Consider the following 20,008-nt stretch of genomic DNA (forward strand, 5'->3'; position numbering starts at 1 on the left):
GGCCGCACCGGCCCTCCGTTTCGACGACGTGCAACGAAGCTGGGAGAGAGAAAATGGCTGGAAGAAAACAATGGATATCGTTTGCCGCCGGCACGGCGCTGGTCGGCGCGGCCGCATTCGCCGCGCAGGGCAGTTCCGGAGGTGATGACAGTGGCGACGCGCGGCCGATGGTGCAGCTGCCACCGGCGGAGCCTGCTGCCACGGCATCGGCATCTGCTGCGGCGGCGCCCGCCGCAACAAGTCTCACGACAACAGTCGGTGGCTATTCATACGACTGGACGGCGCTGCAGGCGGCCATCGACGCCGATACCGAGGTCGATAACGGCTATTTTATTGTGGGGAACGCTTCGGATCCCGACTATCTTTTCGCCTATGAAAAGGGCAGCTTCGGTATCGATCGGGTGACCCCGCTCGCGTCCGCCTCCAAATGGTTCGCCGGCGCGCTCGGTATGCGCATGGCGCAGGCCGGTATCGCGACGCTTGAGGATCCGATGCGGCCGCCGCTTGCCTTCTGGACCACGAGCGGGACGAAGAAGGATGTCAAACTCAAGCACACGTTGTCGATGACATCGGGCTTCAACGCGAGCCCGCTCGTCGGCGGTTGCCAGCTGCTTCCGGCCATGACGCTGTATAATTGCGCAAAGAGCATCCACGATTTGCGCTATGACATATTACGCCCGGGTAACGCTCCCGGAGCGCAATACAGCTATGGACCGCACGGCCTTCAGGTCGCGGCGGCCTATCTTGAGGCGAAGGATACCAGCGTCGCGCCCGGTACATCGCCGGCCCGCCAGCGAAATTTCCACGAACTGTTCGCGCAGCATGTGACGACCCCGCTCGGGATGACGAGCACGACCTGGTATGACCCTGCGGGAAGCGCTCCCACCAACCCGTGGGTCGCGGGCGGCGCCTATTCGACGCCGCGCGATTACGCGAAACTGCTGCGTGCCTTCCTTGGCGGCAGCTTTATCACCGACATGACGAGCTTTACGCAGCAGCGCACCGCGGGCCTGCCGCGCGTCTTCGTTCCGGGGAGCGCGGGCAATTGGGAATATGCACTCGGCTCCTTTGTCGAATGCGACACGCCTTCGGCCTGCGCGGCGTCCAAGATCAACTCATCTCCCGGCGCCTACGGCTGGACCGGCTGGATTGATCGCGAGACCGGCTATTATGGCCTGATCGCGACCGAGATTTCGAGCGGCGGCGACCGCAAGGGCGTCGAGCTTGAGCAGGTCATGCAGGACCTGATCGAGAATGCGATCGCCAATCGCACTCCGGCACCCTGAGGCCTCTCTTCAACTGCACTCCTCCGGCGCGGCGGTTCCCACCGCCGCGTCGTTTTTCGTGCCGGATCGATGCGCCGCCAACCTGCGGTTGAAGCCGATTAAACTCCGTCGAGCAGCTGCCCTGACGTCACGCCAAACGGCTGAGCCAATTTCTCGACGACCGTAATCGTCGGGTTGCGCCGATCCCGTTCGATATCGCTGACGTAGGTGCGATGGATGTCTGCACGGTCGGCATAGTCCTCCTGGCTCCAGCCTCTCTCTTCCCTGAGGCTTCTCACATTCCGGCCGAGGCGAACGCGTATATCCACGCGCGAGTAAAGACGCGATGTGACTGATTGATCTACAGACGATCAGTGACAATGAGCTTAACTTGCTACCGTCTCGAAGCATTAGTCGCGTCACTGATCGTCGACATATTGCCGGGCGATGCAGGGGAAGACTTATGCTCAAACTGAATGCCAGCGCGCGCATCGGCAACCAGAGCGGTGGGCTTCACAGTGGGGTGATCGGCAAGATCCTGGTCGCGCGAGGCGCCGAAGCTGTTGGCTCCGGCATAGTCCCAGACGTTCGTCCTATACCTGCCATATTTGCCGAGCAGCACATTGTTGATGTGCGGCGCGTCGCCCTTTTTTGCGATCACCACGAGTTCGTGCTTCGAGCGATAAAGTGAACCCATGCCGCCGTTCGTCTTGTTCCAGACGCACATATTGAGGAGTGACAGATCGTTAAGACGCACCGCCTCGATCAGTGCTCCCAAGCTTCGCCAATCCATAAACATATCGAGCACCGACCCATCTTTGAGGTGGGCGGCGGCGCACCTGATTGCGTCCGTCAAAAAGGTCGTGAATTCGGCGGACGTCATTTCGCCAGACGCCTGCGCGAACTCCTCGTGCTTGACCTTTCCAAGCCCGGACACATTGCCTTGGATGCGGACGTTATAGGGCGCGTCCGTGAAGAGCATCTGCGCCACCTCGCCGTTCATCAGGCGTGTCCAGTTTGCAGCGTCCAGGCTGGACCCGCACAACAGGCGATGCTCCCCGAGTCTCCATAAGTCACCTGCCTCGCTGACTGGATGTTTGGGGATCGCCGGGACTGCGTCCGCTGGATCGTCGGCGATGAGTTCGCCCGTACTCTCGTCGAGTAGGAAATCGATTTCGCCTGCGTCGAACCCGAATGTCTCCAAGCCGACATCGCCGATCTCGATGATGTCGTTGATCTCGATCGCAAGCAGTTCGAGATCCCACGTTCCAAGCTCGGCCAATTTGTTGTCGGCAATACGAAGGGCGCGACGTTGGCTTGAGGTCAGCTTATCCTCGATCAGCACCGGCACTTCGGGAATGCCAAGGCGCTTGGCTGCCTCTATCCGCGCCTCGCCGATGATGATGGTCCCCTGATCGTCGATGACGGCGGGAAGATAGAAACCGAACTGCCTGATCGAAGCCATGAGCTTCACGATCTGCTTCTCAGGATGCTTCCGGGGATTGTTGTCGTAGGGCTTGAGCGATCCGGGAGGACGATACTGAATCACGCCGAGCCGGTGGTCGAAGTTGACCAAGTGTGCTGGTGGCGTCGCCGAGGTTTTGACGGGCTTGATGCGCATTACTCTTTTCCTTCTTCATGGTCTGGCGACCAGCGAAGGAAACAGAGCGACGGCAACGCAGCGATTCAGCGGACAACCGTCACCTGCCTTCGCTTCGCGTGGTCAAGTGATGGTCTTCTGCTGCGCATCCGGAACTACCGGATGACCTCTGCGTCGGACGTGGGTCGGTATATTGGCAAAGAACTCATCCGCCAAGAAAATCTTGAAAGTCGACCTTCATCAGATCGTTGATGTGTTGCCTAATCCTGGAGAGATTCCCGTCGGTAAGTTGAAAATTTCCCTGTTCCGAATTTAGGGAATTTTTCGGTCACATCGCGGAAATTACGGGGTTTGCAGACCGCAATTTTGCCATCGGCCAGACCTTCAAAGTCATTTTCCCTGTAAATTCCCGTGTTTCAGGGAAATCCCTTCTAGAGACGGGTTCGCATCTGACTGCCCACACCACCACCGCCTCTGCGGACCGATCTGCATCGGCGGCGCAGACGGCATAGGGGCATCAATCTTCGCCACCTGTGTCTTCGGCCGTAATCCAGCGGAGCGCGACATCGCCTTCCGGCGCCGCGGCGTCGCTCATGCGTCGTGCGTCCACGCCGTCGTTGCGAAGCTGGGCCACCAGCGCTTCGGCTTCCTCGCCGCTGCCGATTACACCGACCGGCACGCCGGTGCGGCGTGCAGCCCACAGCACCAGATCATAATCCGCCTGATCCGCAGCGACCACCGCGCCATCCGCAACGTTCAGCGCGGGCAGAGATACGAGCGGAGGGACGAGGTCGATGCCCCAAGCGGAATGGGCGGCGCGGGCGCGGCGCTCAAGCGCGCGATAGGTTTCCAGCGAAGCGCCGACCAGCGGCTTGACGCGCACCGTGGCCTGACGCTTGCCGCTGTCGATGAGCACGGCGGCCTGAGAGACACCGGCCAAGGTTGCCAGATTGCCGCTGAGCGTGCGCTGTTCGACCACGGCGCGCGTCGCAGCGTCGCGCTCGCGCGCCGTGCTGGTTTCCTTGCGCGCCGTTTCGGCTGCGCTGCTTACCTGATATTGCACGATACGCGCGGTAACCGGCGCGTCCAATTGTCCGGCCAGCCGTCGGGCGATCCAGTCATCGGCGCGGGCGTTGACCACCGGGGTCAGCACCGTCGCATCGACGACGATCGGCCGCGCGTCAAAGTCGATTGAAAGGCCGGAGGTGCGGGCCTTATTGGCAAAGGCGGCCTGAATGGCATCGCCCGCCTGCCGTTGCACCGTCGCCTCCCACGCGATCTGGCGCAGTGTGTAGCCGAGCGGCAGCGCGAGCAACACGAAGGCGCCGACGATGACGATCGTCTGCCAGCGCGTCTGATCGGGAGACAGCCGCGCGCTGAATCCATAAATCCGCGCGACGATCGCCGCGGACAGCGCAATCGTCATGAAGTTGGTAAAGAACAACAGCAACGCGCCGCCGAACACCGACCAGCGGCCGGTGGCAAAACCGAAAGCGACCACGGCGAGCGGCGGCATCAGGGCGGTGGCGATGGCGACCCCGATGATCGTACCCTCCCGGCCGCGGATGATGGCATAAGCGCCTGCCAATGCCGAAAACAGCGCGACGGCCAGGTCAAACAGGGTCGGGCGGGTTCGCGCCGCAATTTCGGTTGTCACCGCTTCGATCGGCGAAATCTTGACGATCAGCGCACAGAGCAGCAGCGCCAGCGCGATGCCGCCAAGCAAGGTCAGCGCACTTTCCTTCATCCATTTGAAATCCGCCGTAGCGATCGCGAAGCCCAGCGCGAGGATGGGCCCCATGAGCGGCGCGACAAGCATGGCACCGATGATCACCGCGACCGAATTTTGCAGCAGACCCAGTATTGCGATGCCCGCCGACATGAGCGTCATAAACGCGAAATGGGCGGTCCAGTCGCTGTCGTGGCGAATTTTGTCGATGATCGAAGGGCGGTCGATTTCAATCTGCGCCTGATGCCAATCGCTGCGCATCCGGGCAAGTTTCCGGGTCACGGGATTGACGGATACGGCCTCGGTCATGCTTCGCCTTCATGCTTGGCGCGAAAGGTGGCACGGATGCGCGACAGCGTAAACAGCCCAATCGCCATCCAGATAACGTTAAGCACCGCCGACGGAATGGCACCATTATACCCGCTGTTGACCACGAATCCCGCCGCCCCGATGACATTCATCCACTGATAGGCGGGCGACCGTCCGGTCAGTTTGCCGAGCGACAGCAGAATATAGCCGCCGAGAATCAGCAACGCGCCGATCCAGCCGACCGCTTCGATCGCAATATTATAGCTGTCCATATTCGTCCCTTTGCGGTGGCCGGCGCCCCGGTATCAGGAACGACGGGTCAGCGCATCGTCTGCTCGAGCGCCTCGACCGCGTCCTTGGCTTCGGCAAGACCGAGGCCGGTGCGTTCGCGGACCCGCTTGATCGCCTCGATCTTTTGGTTCTGGCGGATCAGGGCGCGGATTTCGTCATTGTTGATCCGTTCGTCGCCGACGCGCACCATCGGGCGCGGCGGTGGTCCCGAAAGCTCGCGGCTCGCCCGCTGCCGACGCAGATAGCGCGCGAGCAGCAGGCCAAGCAGCAGGCCGAGGATCAGGAACAGTAGCTTGCCCATCGCCCGATCCTCGCCTGCTTATGCTTACGCCGCCAGCTTGCGCAGGACGTAATGCAGAATGCCGCCGTTCATATAATATTCGACCTCGTTCGCGGTATCGATGCGGCACAGCGTATTGAAGCTGAAGGTCGAACCATCGGCGCGGGTGACGTTCACGGTGACGGTCTGGCGCGGCTTCAGGTCCGCAACGCCGGTGATGGTGAACTGGTCGTCGCCGGTCAGGCCCAGCGTCTCGCGGCTCTCGCCGTCGAGGAACTGGAGCGGCAGCACGCCCATGCCGACGAGGTTCGAGCGGTGGATACGCTCGAAACTCTCGACGATCACCGCGCGGACGCCGAGCAGATTGGTGCCCTTCGCCGCCCAGTCGCGCGACGAGCCGGTGCCATATTCCTTGCCCGCGATGACGACCAGCGGGGTGCCGTCGGCCTTGTGGCGCATCGCGGCGTCGTAGATCGGCATGACTTCGCTGCCATAGCGCGACATGCCGCCCTCGATGCCGGGGACCATTTCGTTCTTGATGCGGATGTTGGCGAAGGTGCCGCGCATCATGACGTCGTGGTGGCCGCGGCGAGCGCCGTAGCTGTTGAAGTCGGCCTTGCTAACCTGATGTTCCATCAGCCATTTTCCGGCCGGTGAGTCCGCCTTGATGCTGCCTGCGGGCGAGATGTGGTCGGTCGTGATGCTGTCACCCAGGATCGCGAGCGGCCTGGCGTTCACGATATCCGACACCGGCGCGGGGGTCATCGACATGCCCTCGAAGTAGGGCGGGTTGGCGACATAGGTCGATCCCGCGCGCCACTGGTAGGTATCCGAGCCTTCAACCTCAATTTTCTGCCAATGCTCGTCGCCCTTGTAGACATGGGCATAGCGCGCTTCGAACATCTCGCGGTCGACTGCGCCCGCCATCGTTTCGGCGACTTCCTGGTTGGTAGGCCAGATGTCTTTGAGGAACACGTCGCTGCCGTCCTGTGCCTGCCCGATCGGGGTGGTGGTGAAATCTTCGATCACCGTGCCCTTCAGCGCATAGGCGACGACGAGCGGCGGCGAGGCGAGGAAGTTGGCGCGCACGTCGGGCGACACGCGGCCTTCGAAGTTGCGGTTGCCCGAGATGACCGCTGCGGCGACGAGGCCATGTTCGTTGATCGCCTTCGAAATCGGCTCGGCCAGCGGGCCTGAATTGCCGATGCAGGTGGTGCAGCCATAACCGACGAGGTTGAAGCCGATATTGTCGAGATGCGCCTGCAGCCCGGCCTTTTCCAGATAGTCGGTGACCACTTGGCTTCCCGGCGCGAGCGAGGTCTTGACCCACGGTTTCGGCTTCAGGCCGTAGGCGTCGGCTTTCTTCGCAACGAGCCCCGCGGCGATCAGCACCCCGGGGTTCGAGGTGTTGGTGCAGCTGGTGATCGCGGCGATGGTGACGTCGCCGTCACCGATGTCGAAATCCTTGCCCTCGACTGGCACGCGCGTCTGCGCCTTTTTATAGGTGTTGACCATATCGGCGTTGAACACATCGTCAACGTCGGGCAGCGAGACGCGGTCCTGCGGCCGCTTCGGCCCCGCGAGCGACGGAACGACGGTGGCGAGGTCGAGTTCGAGCGTGTCAGTGAAAACCGGGTCCGCGGCACCCTCGACGATCCACAGCCCTTGCGCCTTGGCATAGGCTTCGACCAGCGCGATATTCTCGTCGCTGCGGCCGGTCAGGCGCATGTAATCGAGCGTCTTGTCGTCGATGCCGAAGAAGCCGCAGGTCGCACCATATTCGGGCGCCATGTTCGCGAGCGTCGCGCGGTCGGCGAGGCTCAGCGACGCGAGGCCGGGGCCGAAATATTCGACGAAGCGGCCGACGACGCCCTTGGCGCGCAGCATCTGCGTCGCGGTGAGCACGAGGTCGGTCGCAGTGACCCCTTCCTTCAGGCTGCCCGTCATCTTGAACCCGACAACTTCGGGGATCAGCATCGACACCGGCTGACCCAGCATCGCGGCCTCGGCCTCGATCCCGCCGACGCCCCAGCCGAGCACACCCAGCCCGTTGATCATCGTCGTGTGGCTGTCGGTGCCGACGCAGGTGTCGGGATAGGCGACGGTTTCACCCGACGCATCCTCGCTCGACCACACCGCCTGCGCGATATGTTCCAGATTGACCTGATGGCAGATGCCAGTGCCCGGGGGCACCGCCTTGAAATTGTCGAGCGACTTCGAACCCCATTTCAGGAAGTCGTAGCGTTCGCCATTGCGATAATATTCGATCTCGACATTCTGCTCGAATGCCTTCGGATGGCCGAATTCGTCGACCATGACCGAGTGGTCGATGACGAGATGAACGGGGACGAGCGGGTTGATCTTGGTCGTGTCGCCGCCGAGCTTGGCGATCGCATCGCGCATCGCTGCAAGGTCGACGACGCAGGGCACGCCGGTGAAATCCTGGAGCAGCACGCGCGCCGGGCGATACTGGATTTCCTGGTTCGAATGGGGGTCTTTCTGCCAGTCGACGATCGCCTGCACGTCGCCGGTCGAAACGGTGAAGCCGCCATCTTCGAAGCGCAGCAGGTTTTCGAGCAGCACTTTCATGCTGAACGGCAGCCGCGACACGTCGCCCAGTTTTGCCGCGGCCTTGGCGAGCGAATAATAAGCGTAATTCTTGCCGCCGACGCTCAGCGTCGAACGGGTGCCCAGCGTGTCGTTGCCCGTGGTCGTCATTTTGCAGCAGTCCCCATTTTTGGCGCGGCGGGGGAAGACTGTCCGAAGGCGAAGCGGGAGAGCGGGGCCAACGGGAGTCGCACGCGCGGGTTTATGTTGGCGCCGCCTTACGCCGGGGACAGGGAATTGCAAGGGGGTGGCGGGCGGCACGATCCCGCGCGATCATTTGCACAAGCGGCTGCCGTCCTAAGCGATCAGCCCCGCGTGGCGGGCCTTTTCGGCCAGCTCGCCGCGCGTCGCGGCGCCCATCGTGCGCAGCAGATGCGACACATGGTTGCGGACGGTGAAATGCGACAGGTCGAGGCGGCGCGCGATCTGTTTGTTCGATTGTTTCTGCGCGAGCATTGTCAGCACCTCGACCTGACGCTCGGTCAGCGTGGGCGAGACGGCCGCGGCCGGCGGCATCGCGCACATGGACGGCTGGTCGGGTTTCAGCACGACAAATTCGCCCTGTTGCAGCGCGCGGAGCCCCGCAACCATGCGGTCGGCGCGCACCGATTTGGCGATATAGGCATCAGCGCCATAGGCCATCACGCGGTCGATCGTGGCATCATCGTCGAACATCGACACGACCGCGATCGACGAACGCGGGAAGCGGCGCCGCATCATCGGCAGCGTTTCGGCGGGGTCCATCCCCGGAAACAGCAAATCGATGGTGAACAGCCAAGGCGCCATATAGCGTTCGGCGACACCGAGCATTTCGGCGACCGAGCCTGCTTCGCGTAGCGCCATGCCGGGGAACGCGCCGCCGACAAGTTGCGCCAGCCCGCCGCGGAACACCGGGTGATCGTCGGCGATGATAATGCTGGGGGTCATGCGGCAGGCCATCAATAGCGGATGGTGTCGGGCCACAGCACGCGGGTGCAGCGCGCCTTGGGATCGGACGTCTTGGCCGCCAGCATGGCCCGCAGCGCGGGGAGCGCCGTCACCGCCGCGCGCAAGGGCGCGATGTCGAGGGTGCCGCTCGCAAGCTCCTGACGGCCGCCGAGGCGGTCGGACGGGCGGACCAGCGTCCAACCGAGTGTGTCATAGCCTGCACCATAGGCGAGCAGGTCGCCGAGCGGCAGCTCGCCATGGCCGTTTTTCTGGTCGTGCGGGCCATAGGGGAAGACCATGGTTGACAGCGCGGTGCTGCCGATGATGCCGTGCGGCCGGACCGGAAAGGGGCGCTGGATTTCGAGCAGCGCGACCTCAGGCAGGTCAGCGTCGGTGCCAACGCGCAGCTTGATCTCGATCTCGCGGTCCGCGACCGCAGGCTGGCGCGCGATGTTCCAGATATAGGAAAGCTCAAGTTCGAGCGGGCGGCGGACGCGCTGCGGATCATATCCGGCTGCGGTCCAGCGCAGGAAATCGCCGCCGTCGAGCTTGCCGTCATCGGTAAACAGCCGGGTGAGGGTGACGGTGCCGCCCGCCAGCTGTTGTTCGGCGTCGCAGGTGTAGCGCCAGCTTTCGCGATAGGGTGGGCTGGCGACGGGCGGTTGGCCGGCGAGCGGGGGCAGCCGCGCGTCGGCGGCGCCGGAGGCGAGCAGCAGCAGAGGAAAAAGGGGCAGGCCAAGACGAAAACGCATCAGTCTGGCTCCGATCAGCGCAGATCGCCGGTGAGATACCAGCAATCCTTCTTGTGTTCGAAAATATAGGCACCGGCCTGGGCGTCGCGATCGGCGCCATCGATACCGGCAAAGGGCAGGCCGCCCTGCCAACCGACGCGGTATTTCTTGTCACCGACGCGGGTCAGCGAGATGCGGCTATATTCCGGCGGCAGCGGTCCCGAACCGACCTCGCGGCTGAACCGATAATCGCTGCCGCTGATCCGGAACTGGCCCAGATATTGCTCGCGGTCGACCCAATAGCCGGGGCCGCTTGGGTCGGCGAGCTTGCCGACATTCACCATGTAGCTGGTAAAGATGACTTGCTCCAGCCAGCCGCCGCTCTCGGTCGCGCTGCTGTACCAGGCGAGGAATTCTTCGAAATCGTCGATGCCGCAACCCGCCTGGCGGACCCGTTCGATTGCGTCGAGAGGGGTGAATTCGGGCTCGGCCGTCGCCGATTCGGCCGTTCCTGCCGCGGGCATGGCGGGTTCGGCGGCGCTGGCGGTTGAAGGCGACGTGAGTGCCGCCGTCATCAGGACAGCGACCGGTACCGTGAGCAGTTTTAACACGACCATTTTTCCGTTCTTGCCGGGCTGCGATCAGCCCATGCCCGTCTCTCTATCGCGGCGGACATGGCGCCGCGGTGATCGTCGTCACAACCGTGCGGTCAGGGCGCGGGCGGGCGGGTCCAGCCTTGGCGGTATTTGGCGAACCAGGCGAGGATCGCCGCTGCTTTGGCCGCCGATTGCGAAGGCCGCGCCGCGATGCCGCCGTGGCTGGCGCCGGGGATCTTGACCAGCGCGGTCGGGACGCCGCGCAATCGCAGCGCGGTGTAATATTGTTCGGATTCGCTGACCGGGGTGCGGTAATCCTCCGCGCCTACAACGACCAGCGTCGGGGTTTCGACATTGCCGACGAGCGACAGCGGTGACAGCGACCAATAAAGTTCGGGCTTTTCCCATGGTTGGGCGCCGAGCCAATAGGGGCCGAAAAAGGCGGGGCCGTCGGCGGTCAGCGCCTGTGTGGTCCAATTGATCACCGGTTTCTGGGTCACCGCGGCCTTGAAGCGGTTGGTCTTGCCCACGATCCAGCTGGTGAGCACGCCGCCGCCCGAGCCGCCGGTGACGAACAGCGCGTCGGGATCGGCCACTCCGAGCGCGATCGCCTGGTCGACGATGCTGATCAGGTCGAAATAATCATTGCCCGGATAAGCCTTGTCGATTTCCTGCGCAAAGGCTGCGCCATAGCTGGTCGAGCCGCGCGGGTTGGCCGACATGACGGCGTAGCCCGCGGCGGCGTAAAGCTGATTATCGGTCGAAAAATGCGGGCCGTAGGCGGTGAAGGGGCCGCCGTGGATCTCAAGGATCAGCGGCACGCGTTGACCCGCGACATAGCCGGGGGGAAGGGTGAGCCAGCCCTCGATCGGCTTGCCATCGTGGCTGGACGCGGTGGTGATCTTGCGGACTTCGCCGAGTGATTTCACTTCGCGTAAGCTGCGGTTGAGGTCGGTCAGGATGCGCGCCGAGCCGCCGCGCGCTAGCTGCACTTCGGCCGGGCGGGTCGCGGTGCCGCCGGTGAAGGCGATCGCGCCGCCATCCGATACGGTAAAACTGCCGCCGGTGTAGGGCCGGTCGAGCCCGCCCCCCGACAGCCCTTTGGCGACGTCGCGGACCGATCCGTCAAGGCCGATGCGCGCGATGCGGGTTTCGCCATGATCGTCATATTGTGCGTAGAGCGCGCGGCCGCCGTCACCCCATTGGATCGCATCGACACTATAGTCCCAATTGGCGGTAAGACTGCGGCGGTTCGCGCCGTCGGGGGCCATCACGTAAAGCCGGGTATGTTCATAGGCGCGCCGATTATCGTCGAAGCCCAGATAGGCGATCAGTCGTCCGTCGGGTGACACCAAAGGGTTGGCGTCAGGGCCGTTGCGGTCGGTGAGCGCGGTGATGCGCCCGCCCGCGACGTCGAGGGCGTAGACTTCGCTTTCGACCGGATCGGTCTCCCAATCGGCGCGGCGATTGGCGGCAAAATAGAGCGTGCGTCCATCGCGCGACCAGCTCAACGGTCCGGTGTCGTGATAGGGGCCGAAGCTCAGCTGGCGCGGGGCACCGCCGGTGGCCGGGACAAGGAAGATTTTTTCGAATCCAGGTTCGACATAGCCCTGCCCATCGGCGCGATAGGTCAGGAGGTCCCGGATTTCGAGCGGCTCGGCCCAAGTCGCGCCTTCGGGCTTGTTGGCGGGGGCGGCGCCAAGTTTCAGCCCGTCGTCCTTGACCAGCATGGTATAAGCGATCGAGCGCCCGTCGGGCGACCAGGCGAGCGATGAGGGGGCGGTCGGCAGGCCGGTCAACCGCACCGCCTCGCCGCCAGTCATCCAGCGCACCCATAGCTGGGCGCTGCCGCCTTCGGTCGAGGCGTAGGCCAGTCGTTTGCCGTCGGGCGACCAGCGGGGCGAAAAGGCGCCGCCTTGCCGTCCCGCCAGCGGGATTTCCTCGCCGGTCGCTGTGTCGATGAGCCAGATACTGCTGACCGCGCGGTCGGTCATGATGTCGTTGGCGCGGCGGACATAGGCGATGTGGCGGCCGTCGGGGCTGATCTGGGGGTCGGCGGCGATCGCTAGGTCGAACAGGTCGGCGCCGGTCAGGCGGCGTTCGGGCGCGGTGCGCGCGCTGCCGACCGCGGCGGCGGACATGGCGGGGGGTGCGGGCTCGGCGGCGGGTGCGGGCGTGGCGCCATCCTGCGCGGCGGGAGGCGGCGCGGGCGCGTCCTGCGCGTAACTCGGTTGAACCGACAGCACGAACAGGCTTGCGCCCAAAATTGCCAGTTTGCGCATGAAAAGCCGCCCTTTTGTTTGTGAGAGGGGCGGGTTTGAACCTTTCGTATCAACCCGTCAACCGGGCTGGTTTTCCGCGAGCGGGGTGGTGTCCCGCCCACGATCCCGACCATCGTGCGGCGTGCGGAAGGTCGACGCCAGCACGGCGCCGATCGCGGTCGTCGTGACCGCCATCATCGCCACCGCCAGATTGATCCCGCCGACCGCAACCTCGCTGCCGTCGCTGTGCTGCATTGTGCCGCCGTATAGCGGACTGAGGGCGTAGGCGACGAGAAAGCCGAGCGAGATGATGAAGGCGATCAGCGCGGGAAGCCGCACTTGGCGGCTGCACCAGATCAGCCACAGGCAAAGCAATGCCAGCGTGCTGTTGGTGAGCAATTGCCAAACCTCGTGCAACCGCGCGTGCCCGGGCCAGTCGGGGTTGACGACATGCGTCATCCCCAATTCGAGGATCGGGGTGAGGACGCCGAACGGGATCAGGGCGACAGTGAGGATGATACGGCGCATCGGGCGACTCCAATTGACGGCGTCAATATAATGCCGCTAAATTGACACTGTCAATTATGTTTGATTGCAGGGAACTGGTGTGTCGGCGCTCTATCGGGCGGGCGACGTGAGACCGACGTCAAAGCGGCGCGATTCCCTACGCTTGCTTAAAGCCGTTGATGGTCCGGGCAGCCGCCTGCGTCGATGACCGCCGGGATCAATGATATGTTCCTCGGTAACAATGGCGCGGTGGTCTCATGGCAATCGTCCGGCTTGCATCGCACGATAGGCAGTATCAATGAGGGGTGGATGAAGAGAGGCCAACATCATGGGGCGCTGCGCCAGCTGCTCATCGATACCGCGCTGGGCCTGCTTGACGCCGAGGGGGTCGAGGCGGTGACGATCCGCGCCGTCGCGCGAGCGTCGGGGGTGTCGCACGCCGCGCCGGCCAATCATTTCGCCGACCGCCGCGCCTTGCTGACCGCGCTGGCCGTCCAATGCTTCGGCGATTTGTGCGCAGGGTCAACCGCGGCGCGCGCTGCGGCACCAGCTTCACCGCAGGTGCGGATCATTGCTTTTGCCGATGCCTATGTTGCCTATGCGCTGGCGCACCCCAACCGCTATCGGATGATGTGGCGGATGGACATGCTCGACCCTGACGACGCCGGATTGGCCGCGCTGGTCGATGGACTATATGCGGGGATCGAACAGGATGTGCTGGCCCTGCCCAACGCGCAGGCCGACGATGCGACGACGCTGCTCATCGCGCTGAGCAGCGTTGTTCATGGCTATGTCGCGATGCGGATCGACGGCAATTTCGTCGCTGCGGTCGATACGGCCAGCGGCAAGCCGCGGCATGTCGCGATCGTCGAACGGCTGCTGCGGGCTTAACCGGCGGCAATGTCCGCCAGCGGATAATCCTCCGCCGTCGATGGGCAGGTGCCTTGTTTCATCACCGCGGGCTGGCCGGGGGTGTACCAGGATGAGGACTGCAAGTCCGCGTCATAGTCGCCTGCATCATAAATGCAGACCTCGGGCTTGGAACCGTCGGGGGCGATGATCACCGCCCAATTGTAGCGGTCTTCGGCGCGCCATTCACCGCCCCAGATCAGGATGCGCCCGCCCGCGACGCGGACGATCGGTATGCCCAGGCTGCGGTCGGCAAAAGCAATGCCCGCGCGCGCCTTGGCGTCGGGGACCGCGGCGGCGACCGCGGCCTTGACCGCCGGATGATCGAGGAAGCGGTGGCCGTTCACGACGTCGAATGGATATTTGCCAACATAAGGCGTCAGGTCGACCGGTCCGCGGCGCGCCTCCTTGACGCTGACCGGAATGGCGGGGGTGATCTTCGGCTGGCTGGCGACCGTTTTGATCGGGCCGTCCTGCGGCGCTTCGGCCTCGGAGCACGCCGACAGGGGGAGCAGCGCGGCGAGGGCGGCGGTGACGAACTTCATAGGATCTCCTGTCGATTGCATGGCCGCGTCGATTGACGACACAGCGTTGTGAACCGGCTACCGCGCCGATGCCATGCTTGCGGTGACCCGGATCACATCCGCGCGTCAGCCGCAACTGGCGGCAAGGCGGACGGGGTTGGGGGTGAAGGTGCGGACGCGGTTGCGGCCGCTGCGCTTGGCCTCGTAGAGCGCCTGATCGGCCTCTTGCATCAGCGCCGATAGCCCGGCACCGGGGACACCGACCGCGATACCGAGGCTGACGGTGGGAGCCAGCGCGACGGGGATGCGGTTGGCGCAGGCGGCGGCAAGGCCGGTGCGAACCGCTTCGGCGAGTTGGCGCGCCGCCTCGATCCCGGCGCCAGGGACAAGCAGCGCAAATTCTTCGCCGCCAATGCGGCCGGCGACCATCTCGACGGGACCGATGGCGCGGACATGCGCGCCAAAAGCGGCGATGATCGCGTCGCCGACGGCGTGGCCATAAGTATCGTTGACGCGCTTGAAATGATCGAGGTCGGCGATCATCAGCGCGGCGGGGCGGTCGTCGTCGATACAGCGGCGCAGCGCCGATCCGGCGCGGGCCTCGAACCCGCGGCGGTTGAGCAAGCCCGACAGATTGTCGTCATCGACCTGGCGGCGCAGTTCGCTGATCTGGTCGATCGCCACCGCGACCATCAGGCCGATCGCGGCGAGGATCGCGACCATCGCCTGGCTGAATTGCACCGTGGTCCAATAGACCGATTGTTGAAAACCAACATAGCTGTCGAAGCCGCCGCCGAGCGCGAGGAGGATGATCGGCCGGGCGGTCAGATTGACCACCGACAGCGCCGCGACCCAGAACAGCACACGGTCGATCAGATAGACTTTATCGATCGGCCACAGCGCGCGGACGATCATCATGGCGATGATCGCGGCACCGATGCTGATCGACAGGATACGGCCACCGATGCTGGGCTGGCCGAGCAGGAACCACAGGAAAACCGTCATCGACGCTGCGCCGGTGACCGCCATCGACCGCCACGGTATCGGCAGGCCATAGCGGCCGATAATCGCCGCGGCGAACAGCGCCCCGGTAGCGAGAAAACCAATATTGGCTGGGATGCGATGCAGGTCGAATGGCAGCACTGGCCCGACGTCGAGGATCAGGAAGGCGATAGCCGAGGCGGTGTAGGCGCCCGCGGCATAGGCGACATAGCGGTCGCGGCGGTTCAGCCAGAGCAGGAAAAAGGCCGCCGCGAACAGCAGACCGATGCCCGGATTGAGCAACTGGATGAAAAACTGACCCGACAAATTGCCTGCCTCTCCGCCCCCGAAGGTAGCAGCGTCATGGATAACGAGTTCTTACTTTTCGGATAGTTACGTCACGGTTACGTAGAAACCACTAGCGCGTCAGGCGGTTCCGCGCACCACGAGATGGACGGGGATGCGGGTGCCGCTGCGGGTGCGTTCGTCATCCTCGAGAGCCATCGCGACGAGTGCCTCGCCCGCCGCATCGAGATCGGGTTCGAGCGTGGTCAGCGCCGGGTCAGCGAGGGTGCCGGCGCGGATGCCGTCAAAGCCGATCAGCGCGACGTCCTCCGGCACGCGGCGGCCCGCGTCTTTCAGCCCCTGGAGCACGCCGAGCGCGAGCATGTCGCTGGCCGCAAAGATCGCATCGGTGTCGGGGTGGGCGGTCAGCAACGCCTGCACCGCGGAGACGCCCTGGGCATGGCGATCGGCGGCGGCGGGCGGCTCGGCGATGATCGCGGTGACGCCGTGCGCCGCCAGCGTCGCGGTAAAGCCGTCGCGCCGCTCGTCGAACTGGCGCTGCGGCGATTGCTGCGGCCCGACAAAGGCGACGCGGCGGCGGCCGAGCTTGACGAAATGTTCGGCGGCGAGCTGGCCGCCCTCGTCATTTTCGCTGCGCATCCAGTGGAACGGACTGCCGGGGCTGCCCCAGCAGACGAAGTCGAGCCCCGATGCCTGCGCGGCGGCGAAATAGTCCCATGCGGCGCGGTTGCTGGTGGTGCCGATCACGATCATCGCATCGGCGAGGCCGGACGCGACGAAATCGGCGCGGAAATTGTCGGGGTTTTCCTGAAACGAGACGAGCAGGTTGAAGCCGCGGGCCGAGGTCGCGGCGGCGATGCTGCCGAGCAATGCGAAATAAAAGGGGTTGATTGCGCTGCGATCCTCGCCGGGGCGGCAGATGGTGACGAGCGCGATCGTCTCGCTGCTTTTGAGGCGCAGCGACGAAGCGTGGCGGTCGACGACATAACCGAGTTCGCGCGCTGCCGCCGACACGCGGGCGCGGGTTTCGGCGTTGACGCCCGGCGAATTGCGGAGCGCGCGCGAGACGGTCGATTGCGACACCCTGGCGCGCTCGGCGACGTCGAACGATGTCGGGCGCAGCATTTTTGCGGTCATGGCGGCCTCTCTCCCCTTGGCCCGTCTCTCGCCGTGGGGGCGGGGGTTGTCAATGTCGGCGGACAGCGTTCATACTTCGTCACACCGGACTTGATCCGGTATCCATTCCTGCGCCGTCGTTATGGACCCCGGATCAAGTCCGGGGTGACGAAGATTGGGGCGGGTAAGTCACAGACCATCCAAAGCCAGCAGCGCGAAGGTCGCGAGCCAATGTTCGCCCATATAGTCGCCGGTGACGTGCGGGAGCGCGGCGGCGAGGTGGCGCTGCGCTGCCGCTTCGGCGACCGGCGCGACCGGATGGCCGGGACCAAGCGCGGCGGCGATCGCGCGCCAGTTCCAAGCGCGGCTGAGGTTCAGGCCGTCCAGGTGGGCGATCTTGCCGTCGCTGCGATCGGAGACGGTGGCGGGGGTGAACAGCGTTACAGGGTGTTGGTCGGCGGCGCGGGGCAAGAAGGCGTCGAACCACGCCGGGAAGTCGTCGCCGAGGACGACGGTCATCAGCTGCGCCTCGCTGAGCGCCGAGGAGAGGAATTCGTCGCCGCCGGGTTCCCAGGCCTGGCAGTCGCGGTCGCCACCGAACCAGGCGTGGGCGCTGGCATCGATGCGGGCGACGAGCGCGGGGTCGCGGGTTTCGGCCCAGTCGCGCGCAAGGAGGAGCGCGAAGGCGATGTTGAAATGGGTGCCGACGCGCAGCGGGTAGGTGAGCTTGGGCAGGAACGCATGGAATCGCGCGGCGAAGGCGGCGGCGAGAGGGGCGAGTGCGGCCGCCCAGGGGGCGTCGTGTTGTTCGGCCTCGGCGTGCAGCGCGAGCAGCCACGCCCAGCCGTAGGGGCGCTCGAACGCGGCGGAATAGGGGCGCGAGAGGAAGGCGAGCTCGCCTGTGACCTTCTCGGCGACGAGCATAGCGTTGGCGCGGGCGCGGATGTCGGCGGCAATGGCAAGGTCGGGGAAGCGGCGCGCAACGCGGAGGATCTGCCACCAGCCGTGGACGCAGCTGTGCCAGTCGAAGCTGCCGTGAAAGATCGGGTGGTGCTCGCGCGGGGGCTTGGCGTCCTCGGGGCCGTTCAGCACGAGGTCCATCTTGTACGGATATTCGCGGCCGAGGTGCGTCAGGGTGGCGGTGGCGAAGCGGGTCGCATGGTCGGGGGTGAGGGTCATGCAACCTCTCTATCCGTTCGGGTCGAGCGAAGTCGAGATAGAGCTCCTGTTCCGTTTGTTTTGAGGAGGGGCTGAGCTTGGCGAAGACCCGTCTCGAAGGATGCGCCGTAGCTGTCCTTCGAGACGTCATTTTGACAAGCTCAATGGCTCCTCAGGACGAACGGAAGCGGTGGATCCATTAAAATGCAAAGAGCCAGATGAAGCCGATGTTCACTGCCAGCAACGGGAGCGCGGTGCCGATTTGCGCCTTGATCACGCCATAGGGGTTTTTGAGTTCGAGCAGCGCGGCGGGGACCAGATTGAAGTTCGCCGCCATCGGGGTCATCAGCGTACCGCAGAAGCCCGCGAGCATCCCGATCGCCGCGACCACTGCGGGGTCGCCGCCATATTGCTTGATCAGCAGCGGCATCCCGACCGCGGCGAGCATCACCGGAAAGGCGGCGAAGGCGTTGCCCATCACCATGGTGAACAATGCCATGCCGAGCCCGAAGGCGAGGACGGCGCCGAACAGGCTGCCCTGAGGGATTGCGGTGCCGATGAGGTCGCCGACGACTTCGCCGACCCCGGCAAGCGCGAACACCGCGCCCAGGCTGGCCAGCATCTGCGGCAGGATCGCGGCCCAGCCGACCGCGTCGAGCAGGCGGCGGCCCTGCTGCGCGGGGAGGAGCAGAGGCGGTTTGAGGCGCGCCATGCCGACGGCGAGCGCGATCAGGACGCCGATGGCGAGCGAGATCAGCGTCGCCTGCTTGGGATCGGCGAGGCCGGGGAGCCATTTGAACAGAAAGGTGCCCGCGAGCGCTGCGGCGGGGATGATCAGCGCGACGAGGAGGAGGAAGGGGCCGTGTTTCGCAGCTCGTTCGGCCTGGAGTTCGGGAGCGATCTCGCCGCCGGGGGAGCGGCCGATCTGACCGGTTCCGGCGATCGCGACGAGAGCGAGGACGAGGCAGCCGTTGCCGAAATCGCCGAGATAATCGCCCGCGAGCATCGACAGCGCGAGCAGCCCCCAGAAAGCGGCGTTGCCGAAACATTTGGGATTGCTGCGGTCCATGGCGCCCAGCACCGCGAACAGCGCGAAGGTGAGGCCCGCGAGGACGTAAACGAAACCGAGGGTGATCATGCCGCCGCCCCCGTCCTGGCCGCCATGCGCCGGTCGAGACGGCGGAGGCGGAAGCCGTGGATCAGGAAGGCGGCGATCGCGGTCGGGATCGCCCACAATGAGAAGTGCAGCGGCTCGATCTGATAGCCATAGCCTTCGAGCACGCCTTTCATCAGCAGGATCGAGCCGATGGCGAGGAAGATGTCTTCACCAAAGAACAGCCCGATATTGTCGGTCGCGGCGGATTGCGCCTTGATCTCTTCGCGCTGCTCATCGGTCAGCGCTGGGTTCGCGGCCTCGGCGGCGGCTTCGGCCATCGGGGCGACGAGCGGGCGGACGGTCTGGGCATGGCCCGCGACCGAGGTGAGCCCGACCGCGGCCATGCCCTGACGCAGCAGGAGGTAGCCGGTGAGCAGACGGCCGAGCGTCGCGCCCTTCATGCGGCCGATCAATGTGCGGGCGTGTTGTTGCAGGCCATAGGCTTCGAGCAGGCCGATGACGGGGAGGACGATCCAGATGATCGAGACATAGCGCGTGTCGTTGAACGCCTTGCCGAATGCGGCGATGATTGCGGCGATGTCGAGCCCCGCGGCGAGGCCGGTCGCGAGCGCCGAGGCCATGATGACGAGCAGCGGATTGAAGCGCAGGACAAAGCCCGCGATGATGATGAGGATGCCGATCAGGACGAGCATGGCAGGGCTCCGCTATCGGTCAAACTGTTCCCCGGCGAAAGCCGGGGTCCAAGGCGTCCTAAAGCCAGCTTTGCGTCAGGAAGCCCTGGACCCCGGCTTTCG

The 20,008-nt window shown here is 64.7% G+C and carries 19 protein-coding genes; 2 read left to right on the plus strand and 17 right to left on the minus strand.

The genetic code is table 11. From position 1 onward, the window contains the following. Positions 1-53 precede the first annotated feature (53 nt). Positions 54-1,286, plus strand: coding sequence for a serine hydrolase domain-containing protein (locus tag J2X44_RS04740; protein WP_310088247.1), 1,233 nt, complete (start codon positions 54-56; stop codon positions 1,284-1,286). A gap of 98 nt (positions 1,287-1,384) precedes the next feature. Here the strand turns inward: J2X44_RS04740 and J2X44_RS04745 are convergent, their stop codons facing one another. From J2X44_RS04745 to J2X44_RS04795, 11 genes are all read right to left on the minus strand, one after another. Next, a complete protein-coding gene (locus tag J2X44_RS04745) occupies positions 1,385-1,594 on the minus strand; it encodes a helix-turn-helix transcriptional regulator (protein WP_310088249.1) in 210 nt (69 codons plus the stop codon). A 65-nt stretch (positions 1,595-1,659) separates the two neighbouring features. After that, a complete protein-coding gene (locus J2X44_RS04750; protein ID WP_310088251.1) occupies positions 1,660-2,886 on the minus strand; it encodes a site-specific DNA-methyltransferase in 1,227 nt (408 codons plus the stop codon). Positions 2,887-3,382: 496 nt separating this feature from the next. Beyond that, on the minus strand, positions 3,383-4,903 hold the full coding sequence (locus J2X44_RS04755; RefSeq protein WP_310088253.1) for a DUF389 domain-containing protein: 1,521 nt from the start codon (positions 4,901-4,903) through the stop codon (positions 3,383-3,385). Then, positions 4,900-5,175 (minus strand): hypothetical protein, encoded by a 276-nt coding sequence (locus tag J2X44_RS04760; RefSeq protein WP_310088254.1) that lies wholly within the window; start codon positions 5,173-5,175, stop codon positions 4,900-4,902. The genes J2X44_RS04755 and J2X44_RS04760 overlap by 4 nt, the downstream gene beginning before the upstream one ends. A gap of 47 nt (positions 5,176-5,222) precedes the next feature. Beyond that, entirely contained in the window at positions 5,223-5,495 is a 273-nt protein-coding gene (locus J2X44_RS04765) for a ribosomal protein L7/L12 (protein ID WP_310088255.1), read from the minus strand. A gap of 24 nt (positions 5,496-5,519) precedes the next feature. Then, complete coding sequence (gene acnA / locus J2X44_RS04770) at positions 5,520-8,192, minus strand: aconitate hydratase AcnA (RefSeq protein ID WP_310088256.1); 2,673 nt, start codon at positions 8,190-8,192, stop codon at positions 5,520-5,522. A gap of 186 nt (positions 8,193-8,378) precedes the next feature. Continuing rightward, complete coding sequence (locus J2X44_RS04775; protein ID WP_310088257.1) at positions 8,379-9,008, minus strand: response regulator transcription factor; 630 nt, start codon at positions 9,006-9,008, stop codon at positions 8,379-8,381. 11 nt (positions 9,009-9,019) lie between these two features. Then, positions 9,020-9,760, minus strand: coding sequence for a hypothetical protein (locus J2X44_RS04780; RefSeq protein WP_310088258.1), 741 nt, complete (start codon positions 9,758-9,760; stop codon positions 9,020-9,022). Positions 9,761-9,774: 14 nt separating this feature from the next. After that, positions 9,775-10,350, minus strand: a complete 576-nt coding sequence (locus tag J2X44_RS04785) for a hypothetical protein (RefSeq protein WP_310088259.1) — start codon at positions 10,348-10,350, stop codon at positions 9,775-9,777. Positions 10,351-10,448: 98 nt separating this feature from the next. After that, positions 10,449-12,617, minus strand: coding sequence for a S9 family peptidase (locus tag J2X44_RS04790; RefSeq protein ID WP_310088260.1), 2,169 nt, complete (start codon positions 12,615-12,617; stop codon positions 10,449-10,451). Between the two features lie 57 nt (positions 12,618-12,674). Next, a complete protein-coding gene (locus tag J2X44_RS04795) occupies positions 12,675-13,124 on the minus strand; it encodes a hypothetical protein (RefSeq protein ID WP_310088261.1) in 450 nt (149 codons plus the stop codon). A gap of 288 nt (positions 13,125-13,412) precedes the next feature. Between J2X44_RS04795 and J2X44_RS04800 the strand changes: the two genes are divergently transcribed. After that, positions 13,413-13,994, plus strand: a complete 582-nt coding sequence (locus tag J2X44_RS04800; RefSeq protein WP_310088262.1) for a TetR/AcrR family transcriptional regulator — start codon at positions 13,413-13,415, stop codon at positions 13,992-13,994. Here the strand turns inward: J2X44_RS04800 and J2X44_RS04805 are convergent. The 6 genes from J2X44_RS04805 to J2X44_RS04830 form a co-directional block, all read right to left on the minus strand. Continuing rightward, entirely contained in the window at positions 13,991-14,557 is a 567-nt protein-coding gene (locus J2X44_RS04805) for a hypothetical protein (protein ID WP_310088263.1), read from the minus strand. The two genes, J2X44_RS04800 and J2X44_RS04805, sit on opposite strands and share 4 nt — an antisense overlap. A gap of 105 nt (positions 14,558-14,662) precedes the next feature. Beyond that, the gene (locus tag J2X44_RS04810; protein ID WP_310088264.1) at positions 14,663-15,844 is read right to left on the minus strand and encodes a GGDEF domain-containing protein; all 1,182 of its coding nucleotides are present in this window, start codon (positions 15,842-15,844) and stop codon (positions 14,663-14,665) included. Positions 15,845-15,943: 99 nt separating this feature from the next. Continuing rightward, positions 15,944-16,960, minus strand: coding sequence for a LacI family DNA-binding transcriptional regulator (locus J2X44_RS04815; protein ID WP_310088265.1), 1,017 nt, complete (start codon positions 16,958-16,960; stop codon positions 15,944-15,946). A gap of 168 nt (positions 16,961-17,128) precedes the next feature. Then, the gene (locus J2X44_RS04820; protein ID WP_310088266.1) at positions 17,129-18,118 is read right to left on the minus strand and encodes a DUF2891 domain-containing protein; all 990 of its coding nucleotides are present in this window, start codon (positions 18,116-18,118) and stop codon (positions 17,129-17,131) included. A 178-nt stretch (positions 18,119-18,296) separates the two neighbouring features. Continuing rightward, positions 18,297-19,235 (minus strand): DUF979 domain-containing protein, encoded by a 939-nt coding sequence (locus J2X44_RS04825; protein WP_310088267.1) that lies wholly within the window; start codon positions 19,233-19,235, stop codon positions 18,297-18,299. Beyond that, the gene (locus J2X44_RS04830) at positions 19,232-19,906 is read right to left on the minus strand and encodes a DUF969 domain-containing protein (protein WP_310088268.1); all 675 of its coding nucleotides are present in this window, start codon (positions 19,904-19,906) and stop codon (positions 19,232-19,234) included. Before J2X44_RS04830 ends, J2X44_RS04825 begins: the two co-directional genes overlap by 4 nt. Between the last annotated feature and the right edge of the window lie 102 nt (positions 19,907-20,008).

The organism is Sphingopyxis sp. BE259, assembly GCF_031457495.1.
GTDB lineage: Bacteria > Pseudomonadota > Alphaproteobacteria > Sphingomonadales > Sphingomonadaceae > Sphingopyxis.